This is a genomic window from Anaerovibrio sp. (assembly GCF_024697385.1).
In the GTDB taxonomy this organism is placed as follows: Bacteria; Bacillota; Negativicutes; order Selenomonadales; family Selenomonadaceae; genus Anaerovibrio.
In genome coordinates this window covers 1-20,102 of sequence record NZ_JAILFV010000106.1, presented here as the reverse complement: position 1 = coordinate 20,102, position 20,102 = coordinate 1, and the positions used below count along the sequence as shown (strand labels likewise).

Genomic DNA, 20,102 nt, shown 5'->3' with positions numbered 1-20,102 from the left:
ATAATAAGGGGCAGTGCTTTATTATAACGCCATTGTTCAAATTTTTCTTTTTTTTAAAAAAATCTTCCAATTAGCGTTTTACCCAAGGGCACTAGCTTTGCGTCGCACGAGCTGGGAGATATATTCACCAGCTGTTAAAGATTGATTCCCCCCATCTTAAGAGGAAAGGGACATCTTAAGCTCGTTATACAATGAGGTGAAAATTTTGCAGAAAAAAGTTACGAAAAAAGGCGCTAAACGCACAAATAACAATAAAAATAAATCAAAATCCACCAATAAAAAGAATTCTGTTGCTTCCAGGAATGAGGTTGAGGAGTCAACCAGAAAACCAGAAATAATAGGTATAATTTTTGTAGCAATAGGTCTTATTTCCATTTGTGGTATGCTCGGCTTTAATGTTGGCTATATGGGTTATTTTTTTGCGCAGACACTTAAATATTTCCTGGGTATTGGAGCTGCTGTTGTCGCACTCTTATTTGTGGTCTGTGGTGGGTATTACATAATGCAGCATCAGAAAGTAGGTTTCAATAAGACCTCTATTGGTGTTGTCTGCCTGCTTATATCACTTATTGCCATGTATCACCACCTGGTCGTTCCTATGGGAGAGGAAATAATGCCATCTAACCTGGTAAATGGTGGTGGTATCATAGGTGGGCTTTTGGTGTTTGTCCTTCATAAGCCCCTGGGAAGTACCGGAACACTTATATTTTTGGGAGCTGCCATTATAGGCTCAGTCCTTCTTGCAACTCCATGGTCTCTGGCAAAGGGGATTATTTTCACCAAGGAAGCCTCAGAGGCCGGGGCCGAAGTAGCCATGGATGTGGCAGAGGTGGTTTATGATGGAGCAAAAAATGTCGGTACTATGGTGCAGACCCAGGTAGGGGAACAGGTTCAAAAACTGAAAAACAAAAGGTCCTTTTATGATCAGGCCCAGGATGATTCCTTTACCGATGATGGACCTGTCGTAAAATTCTCTGATGACAGTACAAAGATAACTGGTGATATTGAACCGATTATCTCCACTGACAGAAGCCCTGAATCCTTAAAATGGCAGGCACCTAGTCAGCATGTGGAGCATGAACCCTTTGATGGTCCCGATATGAACGCGACAAATTATACAGCCGGCAATGTTCAGCCTGCAGCACAAAATGGTGATGAGTATATTAGTGAATATGCCCATAATGCTGCCGGTAAGCTTAATAATAATCTGAATAATCTGGATACCTCCGGCTTTGTATACATCAATAAAAAGACAATCCCCAAAGGAACCTTTGATAATTGGCGATTAAGGGGTGAGTCAATGGATGGTAATCCTGCTGATGATGCCATGGCTGTCTCAAAGGCTGATGAATTTGTATCGGCTTCGGAACCTGTTATGCCAGTTGAACCAGATAATGACGGGGATGACAGGTCTGAGGCTTTTGAATTCAGTGAGAAGCTATCCTCAGATACGGAAGATAATGACCGGGAAGCTGACGACTTCAACGATGAAATGCCTATTGTGGTTTCCTCTATAGATGAATTGGTTGATGATGAGGAGGAGATTGAAGACCAGGGTGAAGAAAACAATGGATTTACCATTGAATTCAGTTCAGATAACGCTGGTGAATCCTCCTTTACTCAAAGCTTGGCTGAGGATGAAATAGAAAATTCGGTTCAGGAAGACCGAACTGCTGAAGCTGTTACTGCTTCTCCTTCAAAGGTGGATGAGGAAATAACTGATAGTCAGGCAGTAACTGAAGCAACGGAAGGTGAAGGTGAGTCGGAACAGGAGGAGCTGCCACCATATGAGGTGCCGGATGTTACACTGATTTTGGATAAAAAGGTCAAGGAAACAGATGATGAATTGGAAAGGGAGATATCTGAGAAGGCCGAAGTTCTCAAGAAAACCCTGGCAGATTTCAAGGTGAAGGCCAAGGTGCTCAGTGCCTGTCATGGTCCTGCTGTAACCAGGTATGAGGTAAAGCTGGAACCGGGGGTTAAGCTGAACAAGCTCACTAGCTTGGCCGATGACATTGCCCTTAGCATGGCAGCATCCTCTGTGCGTATTGAACAAATTCCTAACAGGTCCACGATAGGTATAGAGGTTCCTAATCGCAAGCTGGAAAGTGTCCAACTCCGTGAGGTCCTGGAAAATACAGCATTCAGCGAAGCCAAGTCAAATCTTACAGTTGGTTTTGGTAAGGATATCAGTGGCAAGGCTATTTTTGCCAACTTAGCAGATATGCCGCATTTGCTGGTGGCCGGTGCCACCGGGTCAGGTAAATCAGTATGTATCAATACCCTGGTCACGAGTATTCTCTTTAAGGCCAAGCCGGATGAGGTCAAGTTTATTATGATTGACCCTAAAATGGTGGAGCTTTCTGTTTATAATGGGATTCCTCATCAGATGGTGCCGGTGGTTACAGATGCCCGAAAGGCTGCCTCTGTATTGAACTGGGCCGTACAGGAGATGGAAAAGCGTTATGGCTTGATTGCCGAAGCCGGTGTTAAAAATATTGAAACCTATAATCAGTATTATGCTGATGACAAGGCCAAGCAAATGCCTTCAGTGGTAATCATTATCGATGAGCTTGCTGATCTGATGATGGTCGCTCCTCATGATGTGGAGGATGCCATTTGCCGTTTGGCCCAAAAGGCCCGTGCAGCCGGTATTTATTTGGTGCTTGCAACTCAGCGGCCATCGGTTAATGTCATTACCGGTGTCATCAAGGCCAATATACCGTCCAGAATTTCCTTTGCTGTTACTTCTCAGATTGATTCAAGAACAATCCTGGATTCTGCCGGAGCAGAAAAGCTGCTGGGTAAGGGTGATATGCTCTTTAAACCTCAGACAGAGCCAAAGGCAATCCGGGTCCAGGGTGCTTTTGTCAGCGATGTAGAGGTGGAGCGACTGGTGGAAAGCATCAAGCAGCAGGGGCATAAGCTGGAAATCAATCAGGAAATCATTGATTTTACCAATAGAGCTGAACAGGAAAATGACGGTGATGACAATGGTGATGTTGGCAAGGTAAAGAGCAGCGTGGATGAATTATTGCGTCAGGCTGTGGAGCTTGTAATGCAGACCGGGAATGCTTCTGCCTCCAGTTTTCAGAGGCGCTATCACATTGGCTTTACCCGTGCCGGTCGTCTGCTTGACACCATGGAACAATTGAAGATAGTTGGACCGCCTCAGGGGAGTAAACCAAGGGAAATTTTGGTTAATGAAGATCAGGCCTTTGAAATAATGGATAATTTGGAAGAATATATGAAGGAAGAGAAATAATTTGGCATTGACGGGAATGAACATGCTGGAGGGCAGTATCTGGAACAAGATTTTGAAATTTGCGGTTCCCCTTGCTGCCACCAGTATAATGCAGCAGCTGTTTAACGCGGCAGATGTTGCTGTGGTTGGGCAATTTGTTGGCAAGGAGGCATTGGCGGCAGTAGGAGCCAATGCCATTGTCATTAATCTCATGCTCAACCTTTTTATTGGGCTTTCAATCGGTTCTAATGTTGTATGTGCCATGATGATTGGCAGTAAGGATTACCTCAGGATCAAGAAAACGGTTCATACCTCCATTGTATTATCCTTTGTGTCAGGAGTTTTTCTAGCGGTCTTGGGAGTCCTTTTTGCCAGGGACATTTTATATATGGTGGATACACCGGCACATATTATGGACAGTGCAGTGTTGTACCTGCGTATCCTCATGGGTGGTGTTCCTTTGTTGCTCATATATAATTTTGGTTCATCATTGCTTCGGAGCAAGGGCGATACCAAAAGACCATTGTACGCCATGGTAATTTCGGGAACGGTAAATGTTTTGCTGAACCTGTTTTTTGTTCTTGAGCTTCATATGAATGTGGAAGGAGTGGCTATTGCCACGGTGCTTTCCAGCCTTGTCAGCGCATTTTTGATAATCTGGTGGCTTCACAGGGAAAAAGGACCATTACAGCTCAGATTCGATAAGCTGTCCATGGACAAGTCAATCCTGATACACATTTGTAGGGTAGGTATACCTGCCGGCCTTCAGGGAATGGTGTTTTCTTTTTCCAATATTATCATTCAGATTGCCCTGAATAATATTGGGGCAGAAGTGGTGGCTGCAACAGCCATTGCCCTTAACTATGAATTTGCCGGATTCTTTATATTACAGGCTTTTGCCCAGGCTGCTACTACCTTTGTGGGGCAGAATTATGGGGCCAAAAACATTGAACGATGCTACAGGGTAATAAGAATAACCATGGGAATGAGTGTTGTTATTACTGGTATTGTCAGTATCGCTTTTTCTGTTTTTGCCTATCCCTTGTCGGCAATATTTACTACGGACCCTGAGGTGTTGCAGTATTCAGCTGTGCGTATCAGATATATTCTCACCTTTGAAATCATAAATGTAGTAATCGAGACCTTGAGTGGTGCCATGCGTGGTGTAAATTATTCCATGCCACCGGCAATTGCCTGTATGCTGGGAGCATGTGTATTCCGCATCATTTATGTATATACAGTTTTTTCCATGTACCCAACCTTTGAGGTGCTTATGGCGGTTTACCCTATAAGCTGGCTGGTAACGGTTATGGTAATAATTGTATTGTATAGAAAAGTGTTCAAAAAAGTGGAGAAAAAACTATGGAAACCCAAAATGGCTTAGTTATTGTTCACACCGGAAATGGCAAGGGAAAAACCACAGCGGCCATTGGCCTTGCTATCAGGGCCTGGGGTGACGGATTTCGTGTGCTTATATTACAGTTTATAAAGGGCAATCTTCAATATGGTGAAATCAAAACCATAGAGACACTCAGGGAAGTGGATGGGAGAATAGAGCTGCGTCGTTTAGGCAAGGGATTTCAACGCAATTTAAAGGATAAAACCGAACATATAAAGGCTTGCAGGGAAGCCCTGCAAATTGCAAGGGAAGCACTGGAATCAAATAAGTACGACATGATTATCCTCGATGAAATTAATTATGCTGTCAAATTCGATTTAATAAATTTGGATGATGTTAAGGAGCTTTTACATCATAGACCGGATAATGTGCATGTGGTTTTAACCGGCCGTGAGGCCAGGCAGGAAATCATGGATTTGGCTGACCTGGTAACTGAAATGAAGCTGATAAAGCACCCTTATCAAAAAGGTATCAAGGCCCAAAAGGGAATCGAATTTTAGGATGGGGTATTTGCTTTTGCTGTTTCGCTGAATAGTACAAAAGTGCAGGAATTTGAAAAAACCTATGCCGGAATGGTATCAGGATGAGTGAACATCCATCAAACACTTTTCAAACTATGCTGCAGCTATCCCCCTGTCCATTGTGATCCGGTAGTCGGAAAACATGAGGACTTCTGCAAAATAGCAGCAAAAGAAGATGCAGGATTTTGGGCAAAGATGTCTAATTGCTAGAACATAAGATGGCAAGCAATATAGCTGTTCTCTTTTTTGAGAGAGGTCAGGAATCATTTTCGCCAGAAATGTGTTGATGCAATGGGGGAAACATATATGATGCAGAAAAAATACACCTTTCATGACTTTAGCGAATTGGAAAGGATTATCACTGAACTGACAACCAGCGATGCCTATAAAAATGCTTCAGGCGTACTTTTGCAGTTATACAATCCCAAGCTGGACACCAATGACCAGCAGATTGTGAAGTATATACAGGAAAAATGCAGCAAAGCCTGTCTGGTGGGAATCACATCTGCCAATATTGCCGATGTAGAATACGATATCAAGGATAATCCTTTGGAGCTTAATGTTACCATTTTTAAGGCTACCCGATTGTTCGCCTTTGATTTTGATTTGCGCCGGGAGACTGGTTTTGTGGCGGGGCGCATCGTTCAGGAGAAGCTGCAGGATATTCCTAATGCGCGATGTATGTTGATCTGTTATTCCTGTGGCAGTGTTGCTTTACAGACCTTCATCCAGGAATTTAGTCATCATCGGCTGCCTATCTTCGGGGCCAAGGCCGGGCGCAGCACAAGGGCGCAAAATATACCCCAGGTTTATGGCAGGACGGTGCGTGATGATGGTATAACCGCCATTATATTTGCCGGGGACAATCTTCGCCTGTATATGGATAATTGTCTGGGCTTCCAGGAAATTGGACTGAATATGCGGGTGACGGAAACCAAAAGTGATACGGTAATTTCTAAAATCGATGATAAGCCAGCGGCGGAAATCTATTCCAAATATTTGCAGGTCAAACCGAATCAATATTTTGTTCAAAATGTATGTGAGTTTCCTCTTATTTTTCATCGGGGAGATTGCCCTGTGGCCAGAGTGCCTTCTGCCTGTGACCAGGACGGTTCCATGCGGTTTACTGCTGATGTAGTCCAAGGGGAAATTTTCCGGCTTTCCTATGGTAATTCCCATAATTTTTTTCAGATCATTGAAAGTTCTGTTCAGGGAATTAAACGCTTTCAGCCGGAAGCTGTCTTTTTATTTGAATGTAGCAATCGGATCCGTTTTCTGGAAGAACAGCCCCAATGTGAAGCGGACAGCTTCCGGGTGAATTCACCGGAGCTATCAGTGGCCATTGGCTTTGCAGAATTATTTTTTTCTTCTACAGGATATGGTGGTGCCTTGAACAGTGCGTTAGTGGTGGTGGGACTTTGTGAAGGCCCTGTGGCAGAAGATGAGATTCATGTTCGCAACGATTTACCGGAAGAGGATGAAGTGGATCAAGAAGATAAAAGGGATTACATTCCCTTTGTGGACAGAATTCTCCATTTTCTGGAAACCACATCGTTAGAGCTGGATCAGCGTAATCAGGAATTGGACATGATTGCTACCACTGACCGCCTGACCCGCATCTATAACCGCTGGGAATTGGAAAATAAGATCAATGAGATGTTGAATTCGTATGCAGACGAGAAAAAGCCGATGTCCTTGATTTTTATGGACATCGATCATTTCAAGCAAATCAATGACAAATTTGGTCATGATGTGGGGGACATGGTTTTGAAGGCAACTGTTCGACTAATTAAGAATAATCTGCAGCCACATCATGTTTTTGGACGCTGGGGGGGAGAGGAATTCCTTTATGCACTGCCGGATACTGATCTGAAGGAGGGCAAGGCCTTCGCTGAAAGAATCAGGGTTCAGGTGGAGAATAATTGTTATGTAAAGGCAAGGTATATCACCATGAGTTTCGGTGTCGCGCAACTGACTCCAGGGGATGATTTACTTTCTTGGGTGAAGCGGGCAGACCAGGCACTCTATCAGGCGAAAGAGACAGGCAGGAACCGGGTGGTGGCACTCTAAGGATTATTGGATGCTACGGGCTTGTTCTTCATATATATCTGGCGCCAGTTGTTTTTTTCAGTAAATCAAGGGAAAATACGCTGGTGACCGGTCCAAGTATAAGAGGATATCGAAGGCAATCAATTCTTTGGTGATTCCCCCAGTATCAAGCTGTAAGCATGGATTTAAGAAGTAGTACAAACTCCAGATAGAGGCCTGATGAAGTACGCTTGCGCTCGCGACAGCTTGCTTTTGACGAAAAGACGGAGATGAAGATTCTGGATGCCATATCAAGGTCGGAGCATCCGACGGTTTTATATGTCAGCCATAGACAGTATCTTGATAAGTATGCGAATCAGGTGGTGGAGCTGTGAGAAACCTTGCAGCTCTTTTTTATGAGCCTAAAGCTACTTGCTTCCTCTTTATGTGGGGGAAATAAAGGAATAACAGGTGGTGAGAATATCTTTCCCCTAAAGGGTACTAACTTTGTGTCGCAACGAGCTGGGAGATATGCTCACCAGCTGTTAAAGATTGATTCCCCACCTTAAGAGGAAGGGAATATCTTAAGCTCGTTATATTTGAAGATTCATTCCTTTGAAAATAAAATTCCTTCTGTATTATTTGTTTGAAAGTACAGTGAAATGTGTTAAAATATTTTGTATGGTTGTCAGTAACTGTTCACTATGATTAGTTTAGGTAGGTGTGTATTATGAGATCAGATGTTGTAAAAAAGGGTGCGACCCGCTGTGCGCACAGATCGCTTTTTAATGCCATGGGATATGGTCCTGAGGATTTGAAGAAGCCATTGATTGGTATCTGCAATTCTTTTAATGAGGTCATTCCCGGACATATACATCTCAGGGAAATTGCCGATGCTGCAAAGCTGGGTGTGGCAGCTGCTGGTGGAACTCCTATGGAATTCCCGGCAATTGGGGTATGTGATGGTATTGCCATGGGGCATACAGGTATGAAATATTCACTTGCCAGTCGTGAGCTGATTGCTGATTCTATTGAAGCTGTTGCTATGGCTACTGGATTTGATGGCCTGGTATTAATTCCAAATTGTGATAAGGTGGTTCCGGGAATGCTTATGGCAGCCGCCAGACTCAATATTCCATGTATTGTGGTCAGTGGTGGAGCAATGCTTCCTGGCCGTTACAAGGGGCGGGATGTCAGTGTCAGCCAGTCCTTTGAGGCTGCAGGTGAATTCGCTGCCGGAAAGATTTCTGAAGCTGATATGACTGCTATCGAGGCTGCAGCCTGTCCTGGCTGTGGTTCCTGTGCCGGACTTTTCACAGCCAATACCATGAATTGCCTGACTGAGGCATTGGGAATGGGTCTCCCTGGTAATGGCACCATACCTGCTGCATATACCGGAGCACGCAGACTTCTCGCAAAGCGTGCCGGTGAACGGATTTTGGAGCTCGTAAAAAAGGATATTAAGCCAAGGGATATTTTGACCCGGAAGGCTTTTGAAAATGCAATTACTGTGGATATGGGAATTGGTGGTTCTTCCAATACTGTTCTCCATCTTACAGCTATTGCCCATGAAGCCGGGATTGAGCTGCCGGCACAGAAATTTGATGAAATCAGTCATCGCACTCCTTATATTGCTTGTCTCAGTCCTGCCGGACACCATCATATTATTGACTTGAATGAGGCCGGTGGTATTTCTGCTGTAATGAAGGAGCTTTCCAGGAAGGGGATTATACATACTGATGCTCTCACTGTATGCGGTACTGTTGAGGAGCGTATTGCCAATGCAAAAATTCTCAGATCGGATGTCATTAAGACCATAGATGCTCCTTATAGACCGGAAGGCGGCCTGGCAATCCTTTCAGGTAATTTGTGCCCTGAAAATGCTGTTGTAAAGGCATCTGCAGTGGCCGAGGACATGCTGGTATATTCCGGCAAGGCTAAATGCTACAGCTCTGAGGAGGATGCTGTAAATGCCATTATGGATGGTGATATTCATGACGGTGATGTTGTGGTTATCCGCTATGAAGGACCTAAGGGTGGTCCCGGCATGCAGGAAATGTTAAACCCTACCGCTGCTATAGTAGGTCGTGGCCTTAAGGTAGGCCTGATTACAGATGGGCGTTTTTCCGGTGCAAGCCGTGGTGCCTGCATAGGACATGTATCGCCTGAGGCTATGGCAGGTGGCCCTATCGCACTGATTGAAGATGGTGACATAATAGATATCGATATTCCAAATCGTAAGCTGGAGCTTCGCGTAGATGACGCAACCCTTGCCAAGCGTAAAGCTGCTTGGGTTAAGCCGGAGCCAAAAATCAAGCATGGTTATCTGGCACGCTATGCAAAGCTGACTACTTCCGCATCCAAGGGTGCTGTAGTTACGGCTGATTAATTTTGAGGTTATATAATGCACATTGTTTTAATAGAGCCGGAAATACCAGGCAATACCGGTAATATTGCCCGTCTTTGCGCAGCTACCGGTATAGAGCTTCATTTAGTAAAGCCGTTGGGCTTTTCCATTGATGATAAGCATCTTAAACGGGCCGGGCTTGACTATTGGCATCTGGTAAAGGTTCATGTTCATGAAAATTTTCAGGAGGTTTTGGATAAATATCCAAGCAATACTTTTCACTATTGTTCTACCAAAGCCCCAAGGGCTCATTCTGATGCCAGCTTTTCCATTGATGATATGCTTGTTTTCGGGAAGGAGACTGCCGGCATTCCGGAGTCAATTTTGAAAGCAAATTGGGAGCACTGTATCCGTATCCCTATGATAGAGGGTGCCAGATCACTCAATCTATCCAATTCTGCTGCTATCGTGGCTTATGAGGCCATGAGACAGCTTGACTACAGTAATCTTCAGCAGGTTGGACCAGGTCCCAGGACCTGAGGTGCTGCTCATTGTAGATTAATGGGCAGGCGGAATTCAATGGGAGTTTGCAGCTGCACTAAATAAGCCGCAGCTTAACTTAAATATTAGGAGGAATTTTTTATATGAGTATATTTGTTGTTGGTCATAAAAATCCGGATACTGATTCAATATGTTCTGCTTTAGGCTATGCTGCCTTGAAGCAGGCAATGGGCGAAGATGCCGTTGCCATCAGATGCGGAGAGGTTAATAAGGAAACCTGCTATGCGCTTGATTACTTTAAGGTAGAGGAGCCAAAGCTCGTTGAAAAGCTTTCTGAGAAGCAGCAGGTTATTCAGGTGGATCATAATGAAGCCGGACAGGCAATTGACGGGCTTGATAAGGCTGAGCTTCTGGAAATCATCGACCATCATCGTTTTGGCGGTCTTACCACTGCGGCTCCCCTGTATGTTCATACTGAGCCTGTAGGGTGTACGGCTACCATTGTTGCTAATATGTTTTGGGATAATGATATTAAGATGCCAAAGGAGATTGCCGGACTTCTTTTATCGGCTATTCTTTCTGATACTGTACTTTACAAGTCTCCTACCTGCACTGATATGGACAAGGATGCTGCAGAGCACCTGGCTGATATTGCCGGAGTTGAGCTCAAGGAATATGGCCTTGCCATGTTAAAGGCAGGTGCCGGCGTAGGTGATCTTACTCCTTTGCAGATTGCCAAGACAGATTCCAAGCCTTTCAGCTTTGGCAGCTACAAGGCTTTGGTAAGCCAGATTTCTGTTACTGATACCTCCGAGGTGCTTGACATGAAGGACGATATTTTGGCTGCCATGAAGGAGATTTGCGATAAGGAAGGCTTTAACATCATCATGTTAATGGTTACCGATATCATTGATGAAGCAACCGACCTGGTGTATTACGGTGAGCCAAAGCAGTTGATTGCTGATGCCTTTGGCAAGGATGTTTCCGGTGATTATATTCATTTGCCTGGGGTAATGTCCCGTAAAAAACAGATTGTTCCACAGCTTACTGAAGCAGCAGCGAAGTTTTAAGTGATGTTTACCCCTTCAGCTACTTATGATGCCTTGGTTTTATTTTCTGAAGGCATGTATGGTGAAGGGGTTATTTCTTTTTAGGAGGATAATCTTGGATATTTTCAGTGGATTAAATCCTGCTCAACGCGAAGCAGTTGAATGTCTCGAAGGCCCACTGCTTATCATGGCCGGAGCAGGTTCGGGTAAAACCAGGGTGCTTACCCACCGCATAGCCAATCTTTTGGCCCATGGTGTTGCACCATACAGTATCCTGGCGATTACTTTTACCAATAAGGCTGCTGCAGAAATGCGCGAGCGCGTTGACAGGATGATAGGAGCGGGGGCCAAGGATATTTGGCTCAGTACCTTTCATTCCTTTTGTGCCAGGGTATTGCGGCGTGATATTGAGATGACCGGAACATATAAAAAGAATTTTGTGATTTATGATTCCAGTGATACGCAATCTTTGATTAAGAAATGCCTGAAGGAGCTGAACCTTGACGATAAGCAGTATACCCCTAATGGAGTTCAGGCAGCTATTTCAAATGCCAAGAATCAGATGATGGGGCCCCTGACCTTTGCAAAGCATATAAAAGTAAATGGTAACTTTTATGATCAAAAGGTATCTGAAGTTTATGCCCTCTATCAGAGCAAGCTGCAGGACAATAATGCTCTTGATTTTGACGATCTGTTATTGGTGACAGTATCCCTGCTGGAGGAAAATGATGACATCAGGGAGCGCTATCAGAGGCGCTTCAGGTATATTATGGTAGATGAGTATCAGGATACCAATGGAGCCCAGTACATGCTCACAAAATTATTGGCATCAGCCCATCACAATATCTGTGTTGTAGGTGATGCAGATCAGTCCATTTATGGTTGGCGTGGGGCTGACATGAGGAATATCCTCAATTTTGAGGATGACTACAAGGAAACAAGGACCATCATGCTGGAGCAGAATTATCGTTCCACAAAGAAAATCCTGGCTGCGGCAAACGCTGTTATCGACAACAATGTCAATCGCAAGCCAAAAAAACTTTGGACGGATAATGCTGATGGGGAGGCCATTACCACATATCTGGCCTTTGATGAAAGGGATGAGGCCAGGTTTATTATTGATAACATCATCAAGCAGAATACCTTGTTTAATATCCCCTATGGAGATATGGCAATTTTGTATAGAACCAATGCCCAGTCCCGTGTACTGGAGGAATCCTTTCTGCGTCAGGGCATATCTTACACCATTGTTGGTGGGCTGAAATTTTATGACCGGATGGAAATCAAGGATATGGTTGCTTATCTTCGGGTTTTATCAAATCCCTTTGATTCTGTGAGTCTTTCCAGGATAATAAACGTTCCCCGGCGGGGAATAGGTGAAACTTCCCTTAACAAGCTGCAGTCCTTTGCCAATGAAAGAGGGATTAGCCTGTTTCAGGTAATCGCCGATCCTGATGTTCTGGAGGAGATACCGGGATTGACTGCCAGGACAAAAAAACCTCTGACAGCTTTTTCGGTCCTGTTGCTTGATCTCATGAACAAGCAGGCGTCTTTGCCTGTCTCTGAGCTTATCACGGAAATAATTGAACAGACCGGCTATATTGAAGCTTTAAAGGCCGATAAAAAAAGTGATGAGAATACTTCAAGAATAGAAAACCTTCAGGAATTTATCGGTGTGGCCAAGGAATTTGAAAAATCAAATGAGGAAGCCGATTTGAACAGCTTTTTGGAGCATATTTCCCTGATGACCGACCTTGATACCAAAACTGAGGCTGATGACAGGGTAACACTGATGACTCTGCATACGGCCAAAGGCTTGGAATATCCGGTGGTATTCATTGCGGGGATGGAGGAAGGCATTTTCCCAAATTCCAGGTCAATGGATTCCCCTGATCAGCTGGAAGAGGAGCGTCGTACCTGCTATGTTGGAATCACCCGTGCTGAAAGGAAGCTTTTCCTGACCCATGCTTCCACCCGTACCATATATGGGCAGACCAGAATGTGTGATCCTTCAAGGTTTTTGGAGGAAATACCGTCAGAATACAAGGAGGAACTGTCTGCAAGGCGGACCGCAGGCTTTGGGGGCGGCTATTCATCAGGCGGCTATGGTAATTCCTTTATGCCTAGATTTTCTTCTGCTAAATCCACTGGCAGGACCGCAGGCCAATCCATGACAGCCTCGGTTGCACTTAATATGTCAAAAGCTCATATGGAACCGAAGCGCACTGTATCATCCGGGGTAATACGGCCGGATATGGGTATGGTATGGAAGGCCGGGGACAAGGTACAGCATGGTAAATGGGGTATCGGAAGGGTAGTCAGTGTTTCCGGCAGTGGTGATGAGGTACAGCTGACCATTGCTTTTCCTGATCAGGGTATCAAAAAATTAATGCAAAAATATGCACCAATAAAGAGGGCATAAAACATGAATATTGACGATGTAAAAAAAGAGCTGGCAGAACTGAGAAAAAATATTAAATATCACAGTAACTGCTACTATAATAATGATGCTCCGGAAATTTCAGACTATGAGTTTGATCAGTTAATGCTCAGATTGAAGCATCTGGAGGCACAATATCCCGAATTGATTACCAAAACATCCCCTACACAGGTTGTAGGCGGTGTGGCAAAACGGGAGGCCGGTGTATTGGTGGAGCATGATGTGCCTATGCTTTCCCTGCAGGATGTTTTTTCCAAGGATGAAGTACGGGCCTTTGTGACTTCCTTGACAGAACAGCTGGATAGTCCGGAATTTGTCGTAGAAGAAAAAATTGATGGCCTTTCCCTGGCCCTGCGGTATCGTGACGGTGAACTGACTCAGGCCATCACCCGTGGGGATGGTATTATACAGGGAGAGGATGTTACCGAAAATGCCAGGGTTATTCGGGACATCAAACAGCATTTAAATGATAAGGTGCCTTATTTTGAAATCCGTGGCGAGGTTTATATGAGTCGTGAGGCATTTAAAAGGGTCAATGAACGCCAGGAGCTATTGGGACTCAAGACATTTGCCAATCCAAGAAATTGTGCGGCAGGGACCTTGAGACAGCTTGATAGCCGGATTACCAAGGAACGGCAGCTGTCCATGTTTGTGTTTAATCTGCAGACCTCTGAGGGAATTGAGTTTGCTACCCATACTGAGGCCTATGAATTTATGAAAAAGCAGGGCATCAAGGTTATCCATAATTATCAGGTTTGTCATAATGCAGATGAAGTAATAGCCGCCATTGATGCTATTGGTGAATCCAGGGGGAATCTGGAATACGATATTGATGGAGCAGTGGTAAAGCTGAACAGTTTGCAGCAGCGGGAAGTACTTGGGGCTACCTCAAAGGTTCCACGCTGGGCAGTGGCTTACAAGTATCCACCGGAGGAAAAGGAAACTGTTTTGCGCAACATAGAGCTGTCAGTTGGCCGAACAGGGCGTATAACACCTACTGCGGTATTTGATCCTATACAGCTGTGTGGTACCAGGGTAGAAAGGGCTACCCTGCACAATCAGGATTATATAGATGATCTTGATATATGCCTGGGAGATACCATAAAGGTTTTTAAATCAGGTGAAATCATCCCTAAGGTCCGTGAAGTAGTCAAGTCAAAAAGGCCTGCAGGGGCTGAACGATTTAAAATAGGTAATATTTGTCCGGTTTGTGGTGCAAAGGCTGTACGCGAGGAAAATTCCTCAGACATCAAATGTATCAATCCGTCATGTCCTGCCCAGCTGGAAAATCATATTATCAACTTTGTCAGCAGGGATGCCATGAATATAAAGGGCATTGGTGAGCAAAATATCAGGGCGCTGATTGATAATGGATTTATAAGTGATATTGCAGATATATATATACTGTCCGGGCATCGGGAGGAAATGATCGCCCTGGGGCTGATAGGCAAGGAGAAAAACACCGACAAGGTACTGACTGCCATCGAGGAGTCAAAGGAAAACGAGCCCCAGAGGCTGCTTACCGGGTTGGGTATTCCCGGCATCGGCAAGGCAGCTTCCAGAGAGCTGATGCTACATTTTGGCAGCATTGATGCCCTGGCCAATGCCGAATATGAATCAATCCAGGAAGTGCGTGATATTGGAGAAATAAGTGCTGCTGCCATATTTGAGTATTTCAGGGCACCGCATAATATTGACATTATCAAGCGATTGAAGCTGTATGGTGTAAATATGGTATTAAAGGATACCGGTGTAACCAGTGATATTTTGGCTGGTAAGACTGTGGTAGTAACAGGTACCCTGCCTACCTTGAGCCGAAATGATGCCAAGTCGCTTATTGAAGCTAATGGTGGTAAGGCTGCAGGAAGTGTATCAAAAAAGACGGATTTCCTTCTGGCAGGAGAGGCTGCCGGCAGCAAGCTGAGTAAAGCCCAGGAACTTGGTATTACGGTAATTGATGAAGCAGAATTCCTTAAGATGATTGGAAAATGATATTTTATGAAGAATAATCATAATGGGCTGAAAAAATATATTGTAGCTGATAAATATGCAGATATGACAATAGAGGAATATCTTAAATCTGTAATGAAGGTCTCCAGCCGAAAAAGGCAGAAACTCTTTCGTTCCAGAAATGTGTTTGTCAATGGAAGTCCTGTTCATACTAAAAGGCGTCTGCGTGGCGGTGATATGGCAGCCATAAGGATTTTTTCCGATAATACCTATGGTGTGCGTCCTCAGATTGGACCAGTAGAGGTATTATATGAGGATGATTCTTTAATTGTATTGAATAAACCATCAGGTATACTGGTACATCCTGCAGGTCAGACAGAGGATTTTACACTGGCCAATTATCTTGCCGGATATTTTCAGGACCAGGGCAGGACCATTACCATCAGGCCATTGCATCGTCTGGACCGTGATACTACAGGTTGTGTACTTTTTGCCAAAAATCCTGAAATTCAAACCAGGCTTGAGGCCCAATTGAAATCAGGAGAAATACACCGGATATACAGGGCTGTTGTCAATGGTCAGGGAATAATCAATGATTTTCCGGATGGATGTATTGATGCTAATATTGGTACTGTACCCGGACAGCAAAATAGAAGGCAGGTAGACGAAAAGGGACAAGCTGCTGTTACACATTTTAGAATTGTGGAAGAAATTGGGCCTGCTACTGTACTTGAGCTTTGGCTCGAAACAGGGCGCACACATCAAATTCGCGTTCATATGGCATTTGCAGGCCATCCTGTACTTGGGGACAAAATGTATGGAACTCCATCAAGACTTATATCAAGGCAGGCTCTTCATGCCAGCGAAATAAGTTTTATACATCCATTATCCAGGGAAGAAATCAGGGTAACAGCTCCTCTGCCGTTGGATATGAAGGATTGCATTGATAAATTGAAAATGTTTTGGGAATAATCTTTTCTGTTGGGAGAGATTGTTAATTTTCCGGGAGGCAAGGAAATGAAAAAAAAATATTTATACTTTATGTCGGCAGGACATTTCAGCTGTGATATAAACACAGGTGCTTTGCCTGGACTGCTGCCATTTTTTGTAGTCATGTACGGTATGGACTACAAGCTGGCAGCGGGGCTTATTTTTGCCTCAAGTTTTTTGTCCAGTATTATACAGCCCTTGATAGGGTATTGGTCGGATAGGGGCTCTAGCCCTTATCTCATGGGTATCGGAATATTGCTGAGTGGACTTTCTCTTGGCTCTGCTGCCTTTATAGAGGATTATACACTGCTTTTTTTAGCGGTCACCATGATGGGAATTGGTAATGCAATATTCCATCCGGAGGCTGCCAAACTGGTTAATGGTCTCGCTGGGGACAACAAGGCCCTTAGTATGAGCATTTTTTCCACCGGGGGAAGTGCCGGCTTTTGTGTTGGGCCTTTGGTGGGGGCAGGACTGGTATCTCTCTGGGGAAAGCCATCCATCCTGTTTTTTGCCCTGCTCGGTATTGTCATGGCCACGATCAGTATTATTATTCTGCCTAAAATGCAGAAATTGGCTAAATTTATCAATCGAAAAACCAGTGCAGGGGAGGTTGCAATTCAAAAGAATGACTGGTCAGCCTTCAGCAGGCTTACGGTATTTGTAATCGTGCGAGCAGCTCTTTACACTGCCCTGATGACATTTTTGCCTCTTTATTGCGTGGATATCCTGGGACAATCTAATGCTACGGGGAGTGTTTCCATTACGGTTTTGGCCATGGTGGGAATATTTACCAACTGGCTTGGTGGTTATGCTGCAGACAGATGGGGGAATAGTGTTGTCCTCCGCATAGGGATGATTATCATGGGATTTGCCCTTCTGGCCTTTAATTTTAATGAAAACATAATTTTAATGTATTTATTGGTAGCACTGGCCGGTTTTTCCCTGTATGCCTGTGTTGGCCCTATGGTGGTACTTGGCCAGACCTATTTGGCAAAAAATATCGGCATTGCCTCAGGCGTCACACTGGGTATCGGTTTTTCTGCCGGTGGGATGATTGCACCTGTTTTAGGGTGGATAGCGGATATTTATACATTAAACCATGTTTTCTATATTTTACCTTTTTTTGCCCTTATAGGTTTGTTGGTTACTTTCACCCTAAAGGAAGTAAAATGATAAAAGACTTATTCAATGACAGTGCTTCGCCATTGAATAAGTCCTTTTTTTTGCCTTCTATAACTCTGTGTAAGATGTCCCCTTCCTTATAGGTGGGGGGACAAACTTTAACAGGTGGTGAGCCATATCTCCCATCTCGTTGCGACACAAAGTTAGTCCCTTTAGGGGAAACGCTAATTGGAAGATTTTTCTTTTTTAAAAGAAGAATTTGAACAATGGTGTTATAATATTTAATGAATTTAATAAAATACTCTATACGATAAAAAGGATAAAAAATTTTTTTGTCGAAGAAATTAACTGTAAAATAAATATTTTTAACTTGTTTATGGGACTTTATGACAGGTTTTTTGTAAAACAGTTATAAATATTTATTTTTCTTTATGTATTAACGATACATTTATCGTAAAAAGAATAAAATTAGCAAGATTTTTGAATTATTATTTACTGGGGGGATTGTGATGAATATTCAAAAAAAAGCAATTATATTCTTCAGTATCTGTGTTGTGGCTGTCTGTTTGGTAGTGGCGTTTTTGGGGTATAGAAATGCCATGTCAGGCTTCCAGGATGCCCTTACTGACAAGGTGCATGATGATGGCATGTACTTAAGGGAAATGCTTGATGACAAGTACAGAGGAGAATGGAGCGTAAAGAACGGTACTCTTTATAAGGGTAATGTTGTTATAAATAACAATACTGATCTCCTGGATCCATTGGAGGAATTCACTGGTGATGAATTTACTATATTCCTCGACGATACCCGTGTTGCCACCACTGTGAAAAATGATAAGGGTGAACGGGCTGTGGGCACGAAGGCTGTACCTGAAATACTGGAAAGGGTTCTCAAGCACGGTGAAAATGTAAATACCCAGGCCAAGGTATTGGACAAGGACTTTTTCGTGAATTATCAGCCAATTAAGGATTCCAGTGGCAAAGTTGTGGGAATGCTCTTTGTTGGTGCTCCTGCAACCATTATTGATGATATGACACATGAATTCTTGCTTCATATGTTTATAGCAATAATTGTCCTTCTGATTGTTGTTGGCATTGTTATAACCGTTGCGGTAAGAGCACAGCTGAAGCCTTTGCTGAAGGTGCAGGATACCCTGGGAGCAGTCGCAGATGGTAATTTGAGTGTTCCGGACCTTAATATCAGGGGCAGTGATGAGATTGCCCATTTGGCAATGGATACAGACCGCATGAAAAATGCCGTGCGCAATATGATGGCCAAGATCGTTGATTCAGCTGAACAGGTAGCTGCAGCCAGTGAGGAGCTTACAGCAAGTGCTCATGAGACTGCTGACAGCATCAGGGTGGTAGCTGAAAGTGCCGTCAAGATGGCAGAGAATAATCAGGAGCAGGTTTCTCTCCTTGATACTACCAATGTTAAGACCAATGATATGTTGGTTGACATGAAGCATCTCACAACCTGCTCCAATCAAATGAAAGAAGCTGCTGAAGAATCAATGAATGGTGTAAAGGGTGGAACTGTTACCGTCAATACTGCCATTGAGACAATGGATAATATGTCCACGCAGATTAATGAATCCTCAGCTATTGTTGAAGCCCTGGGCGAAAGGTCAGCAGATATTGTTCAGGTCATAGAGACTATTTCCAATATTGCCAGCCAGACAAATCTACTGGCACTGAATGCTGCTATTGAGGCTGCAAGAGCAGGTGAAGCCGGTCGCGGATTTGCCGTAGTAGCTGAGGAGGTAAGAAAACTGGCTGAACAGTCAGAAAGTGCAACCAAGAGTATTTCTGATATGATAATGAGCATTCAGCAGGATACTGAAAAAGCTGTTCAGGCCATGAAGGAAAATAATGAAGGCGTTACCAGGGGGACAGAAATCGTGGCCAAGGCAGGAGATGCCTTCAAGCAGATTTCCGAACTCATTGGCAACATGAATTTGCATATTGAAAATTCTATAAAGGCTACAAATGAAACGGATGCACTCTGTCATGAGGTACAGGATATAATGGGCAGTGTCCTTGATATAGGAAACCGTTCCTCCAGGGAAGCACAGAGTGTCAGTGCATCAACAGAGGAGCAGGCTGCTATGATGGATGAAATATCAAAGGCCAGCCATTCCCTGGCTGATCTTGCTCAAAGCCTGCAAAATGAGGTAAGCAAATTTAAATTCTGATTATGCTGTTTTAGGCCTGAGTTTTACTCAGGCCTTATTTATTTATTATTTGGCAGGAACTAACATGGAATATAATAAGATAACCTTTGGAAAATTTATCAGCAGGCCTAATAGGTTTATCAGTATCGTGGATATTGAAGGCCACCAGGAAATTGTGCATGTAAAAAATACAGGTCGCTGTAAGGAATTGTTGATACCCGGGGTTAAAGTGGTATTGGCTAAATCCGATAATCCCAACAGAAAAACCCGCTATGATCTTGTAACAGTGGAAAAAAACGGTCTTGGGCTGATAAATATAGACAGCCAGGCCCCT

12 protein-coding genes and 1 pseudogene are annotated in these 20,102 nt (G+C 43.9%); all 13 read left to right on the top strand.

Annotated elements, in window-relative coordinates; translation table 11 throughout:
• Positions 1-205: 205 nt before the first annotated feature.
• Positions 206-3,265: a DNA translocase FtsK gene (locus K6C05_RS05610; protein WP_296732290.1), complete on the top strand. Its 3,060-nt coding sequence runs from the start codon at positions 206-208 to the stop codon at positions 3,263-3,265.
• Positions 3,266-3,281: 16 nt separating this feature from the next.
• Positions 3,282-4,628, top strand: coding sequence for an MATE family efflux transporter (locus K6C05_RS05605; protein ID WP_296732288.1), 1,347 nt, complete (start codon positions 3,282-3,284; stop codon positions 4,626-4,628).
• Positions 4,607-5,143, top strand: a complete 537-nt coding sequence (gene cobO / locus K6C05_RS05600; protein ID WP_296732285.1) for a cob(I)yrinic acid a,c-diamide adenosyltransferase — start codon at positions 4,607-4,609, stop codon at positions 5,141-5,143. The genes K6C05_RS05605 and cobO overlap by 22 nt, the downstream gene beginning before the upstream one ends.
• A gap of 327 nt (positions 5,144-5,470) precedes the next feature.
• Positions 5,471-7,234, top strand: a complete 1,764-nt coding sequence (locus K6C05_RS05595; RefSeq protein WP_296732282.1) for a diguanylate cyclase — start codon at positions 5,471-5,473, stop codon at positions 7,232-7,234.
• 688 nt (positions 7,235-7,922) lie between these two features.
• Complete coding sequence (gene ilvD, locus K6C05_RS05590; RefSeq protein ID WP_296732280.1) at positions 7,923-9,581, top strand: dihydroxy-acid dehydratase; 1,659 nt, start codon at positions 7,923-7,925, stop codon at positions 9,579-9,581.
• A gap of 15 nt (positions 9,582-9,596) precedes the next feature.
• Complete coding sequence (gene trmL / locus K6C05_RS05585) at positions 9,597-10,079, top strand: tRNA (uridine(34)/cytosine(34)/5-carboxymethylaminomethyluridine(34)-2'-O)-methyltransferase TrmL (RefSeq protein WP_296732278.1); 483 nt, start codon at positions 9,597-9,599, stop codon at positions 10,077-10,079.
• 104 nt (positions 10,080-10,183) lie between these two features.
• Complete coding sequence (locus K6C05_RS05580) at positions 10,184-11,110, top strand: manganese-dependent inorganic pyrophosphatase (protein ID WP_296732275.1); 927 nt, start codon at positions 10,184-10,186, stop codon at positions 11,108-11,110.
• 94 nt (positions 11,111-11,204) lie between these two features.
• A complete protein-coding gene (gene pcrA / locus K6C05_RS05575) occupies positions 11,205-13,511 on the top strand; it encodes a DNA helicase PcrA (RefSeq protein ID WP_296732272.1) in 2,307 nt (768 codons plus the stop codon).
• 3 nt (positions 13,512-13,514) lie between these two features.
• Positions 13,515-15,521: an NAD-dependent DNA ligase LigA gene (ligA, locus tag K6C05_RS05570; RefSeq protein ID WP_296732270.1), complete on the top strand. Its 2,007-nt coding sequence runs from the start codon at positions 13,515-13,517 to the stop codon at positions 15,519-15,521.
• Positions 15,522-15,527: 6 nt separating this feature from the next.
• Entirely contained in the window at positions 15,528-16,451 is a 924-nt protein-coding gene (locus K6C05_RS05565; RefSeq protein WP_296732267.1) for an RluA family pseudouridine synthase, read from the top strand.
• Positions 16,452-16,496: 45 nt separating this feature from the next.
• Positions 16,497-17,645 (top strand): MFS transporter, encoded by a 1,149-nt coding sequence (locus K6C05_RS05560; RefSeq protein WP_296732265.1) that lies wholly within the window; start codon positions 16,497-16,499, stop codon positions 17,643-17,645.
• A gap of 458 nt (positions 17,646-18,103) precedes the next feature.
• Entirely contained in the window at positions 18,104-19,789 is a 1,686-nt protein-coding gene (locus tag K6C05_RS05555) for a methyl-accepting chemotaxis protein (RefSeq protein WP_296732262.1), read from the top strand.
• A gap of 64 nt (positions 19,790-19,853) precedes the next feature.
• Positions 19,854-20,102: pseudogene (locus K6C05_RS05550) on the top strand (DNA/RNA nuclease SfsA); the annotation flags it as partial.

What these genes read in the sequence shown, in the direction of transcription:
- K6C05_RS05605 (WP_296732288.1), top strand. Translation starts at nt 3,282, where the DNA reads ATGAACATGCTGGAGGGCAGTATCTGGAACAAGATTTTGAAATTTGCG.
- cobO (WP_296732285.1), top strand. Translation starts at nt 4,607, where the DNA reads ATGGAAACCCAAAATGGCTTAGTTATTGTTCACACCGGAAATGGCAAG.
- K6C05_RS05595 (WP_296732282.1), top strand. Translation starts at nt 5,471, where the DNA reads ATGATGCAGAAAAAATACACCTTTCATGACTTTAGCGAATTGGAAAGG.
- ilvD (WP_296732280.1), top strand. Translation starts at nt 7,923, where the DNA reads ATGAGATCAGATGTTGTAAAAAAGGGTGCGACCCGCTGTGCGCACAGA.
- trmL (WP_296732278.1), top strand. Translation starts at nt 9,597, where the DNA reads ATGCACATTGTTTTAATAGAGCCGGAAATACCAGGCAATACCGGTAAT.
- K6C05_RS05580 (WP_296732275.1), top strand. Translation starts at nt 10,184, where the DNA reads ATGAGTATATTTGTTGTTGGTCATAAAAATCCGGATACTGATTCAATA.
- ligA (WP_296732270.1), top strand. Translation starts at nt 13,515, where the DNA reads ATGAATATTGACGATGTAAAAAAAGAGCTGGCAGAACTGAGAAAAAAT.
- K6C05_RS05565 (WP_296732267.1), top strand. Translation starts at nt 15,528, where the DNA reads ATGAAGAATAATCATAATGGGCTGAAAAAATATATTGTAGCTGATAAA.
- K6C05_RS05560 (WP_296732265.1), top strand. Translation starts at nt 16,497, where the DNA reads ATGAAAAAAAAATATTTATACTTTATGTCGGCAGGACATTTCAGCTGT.
- K6C05_RS05555 (WP_296732262.1), top strand. Translation starts at nt 18,104, where the DNA reads ATGAATATTCAAAAAAAAGCAATTATATTCTTCAGTATCTGTGTTGTG.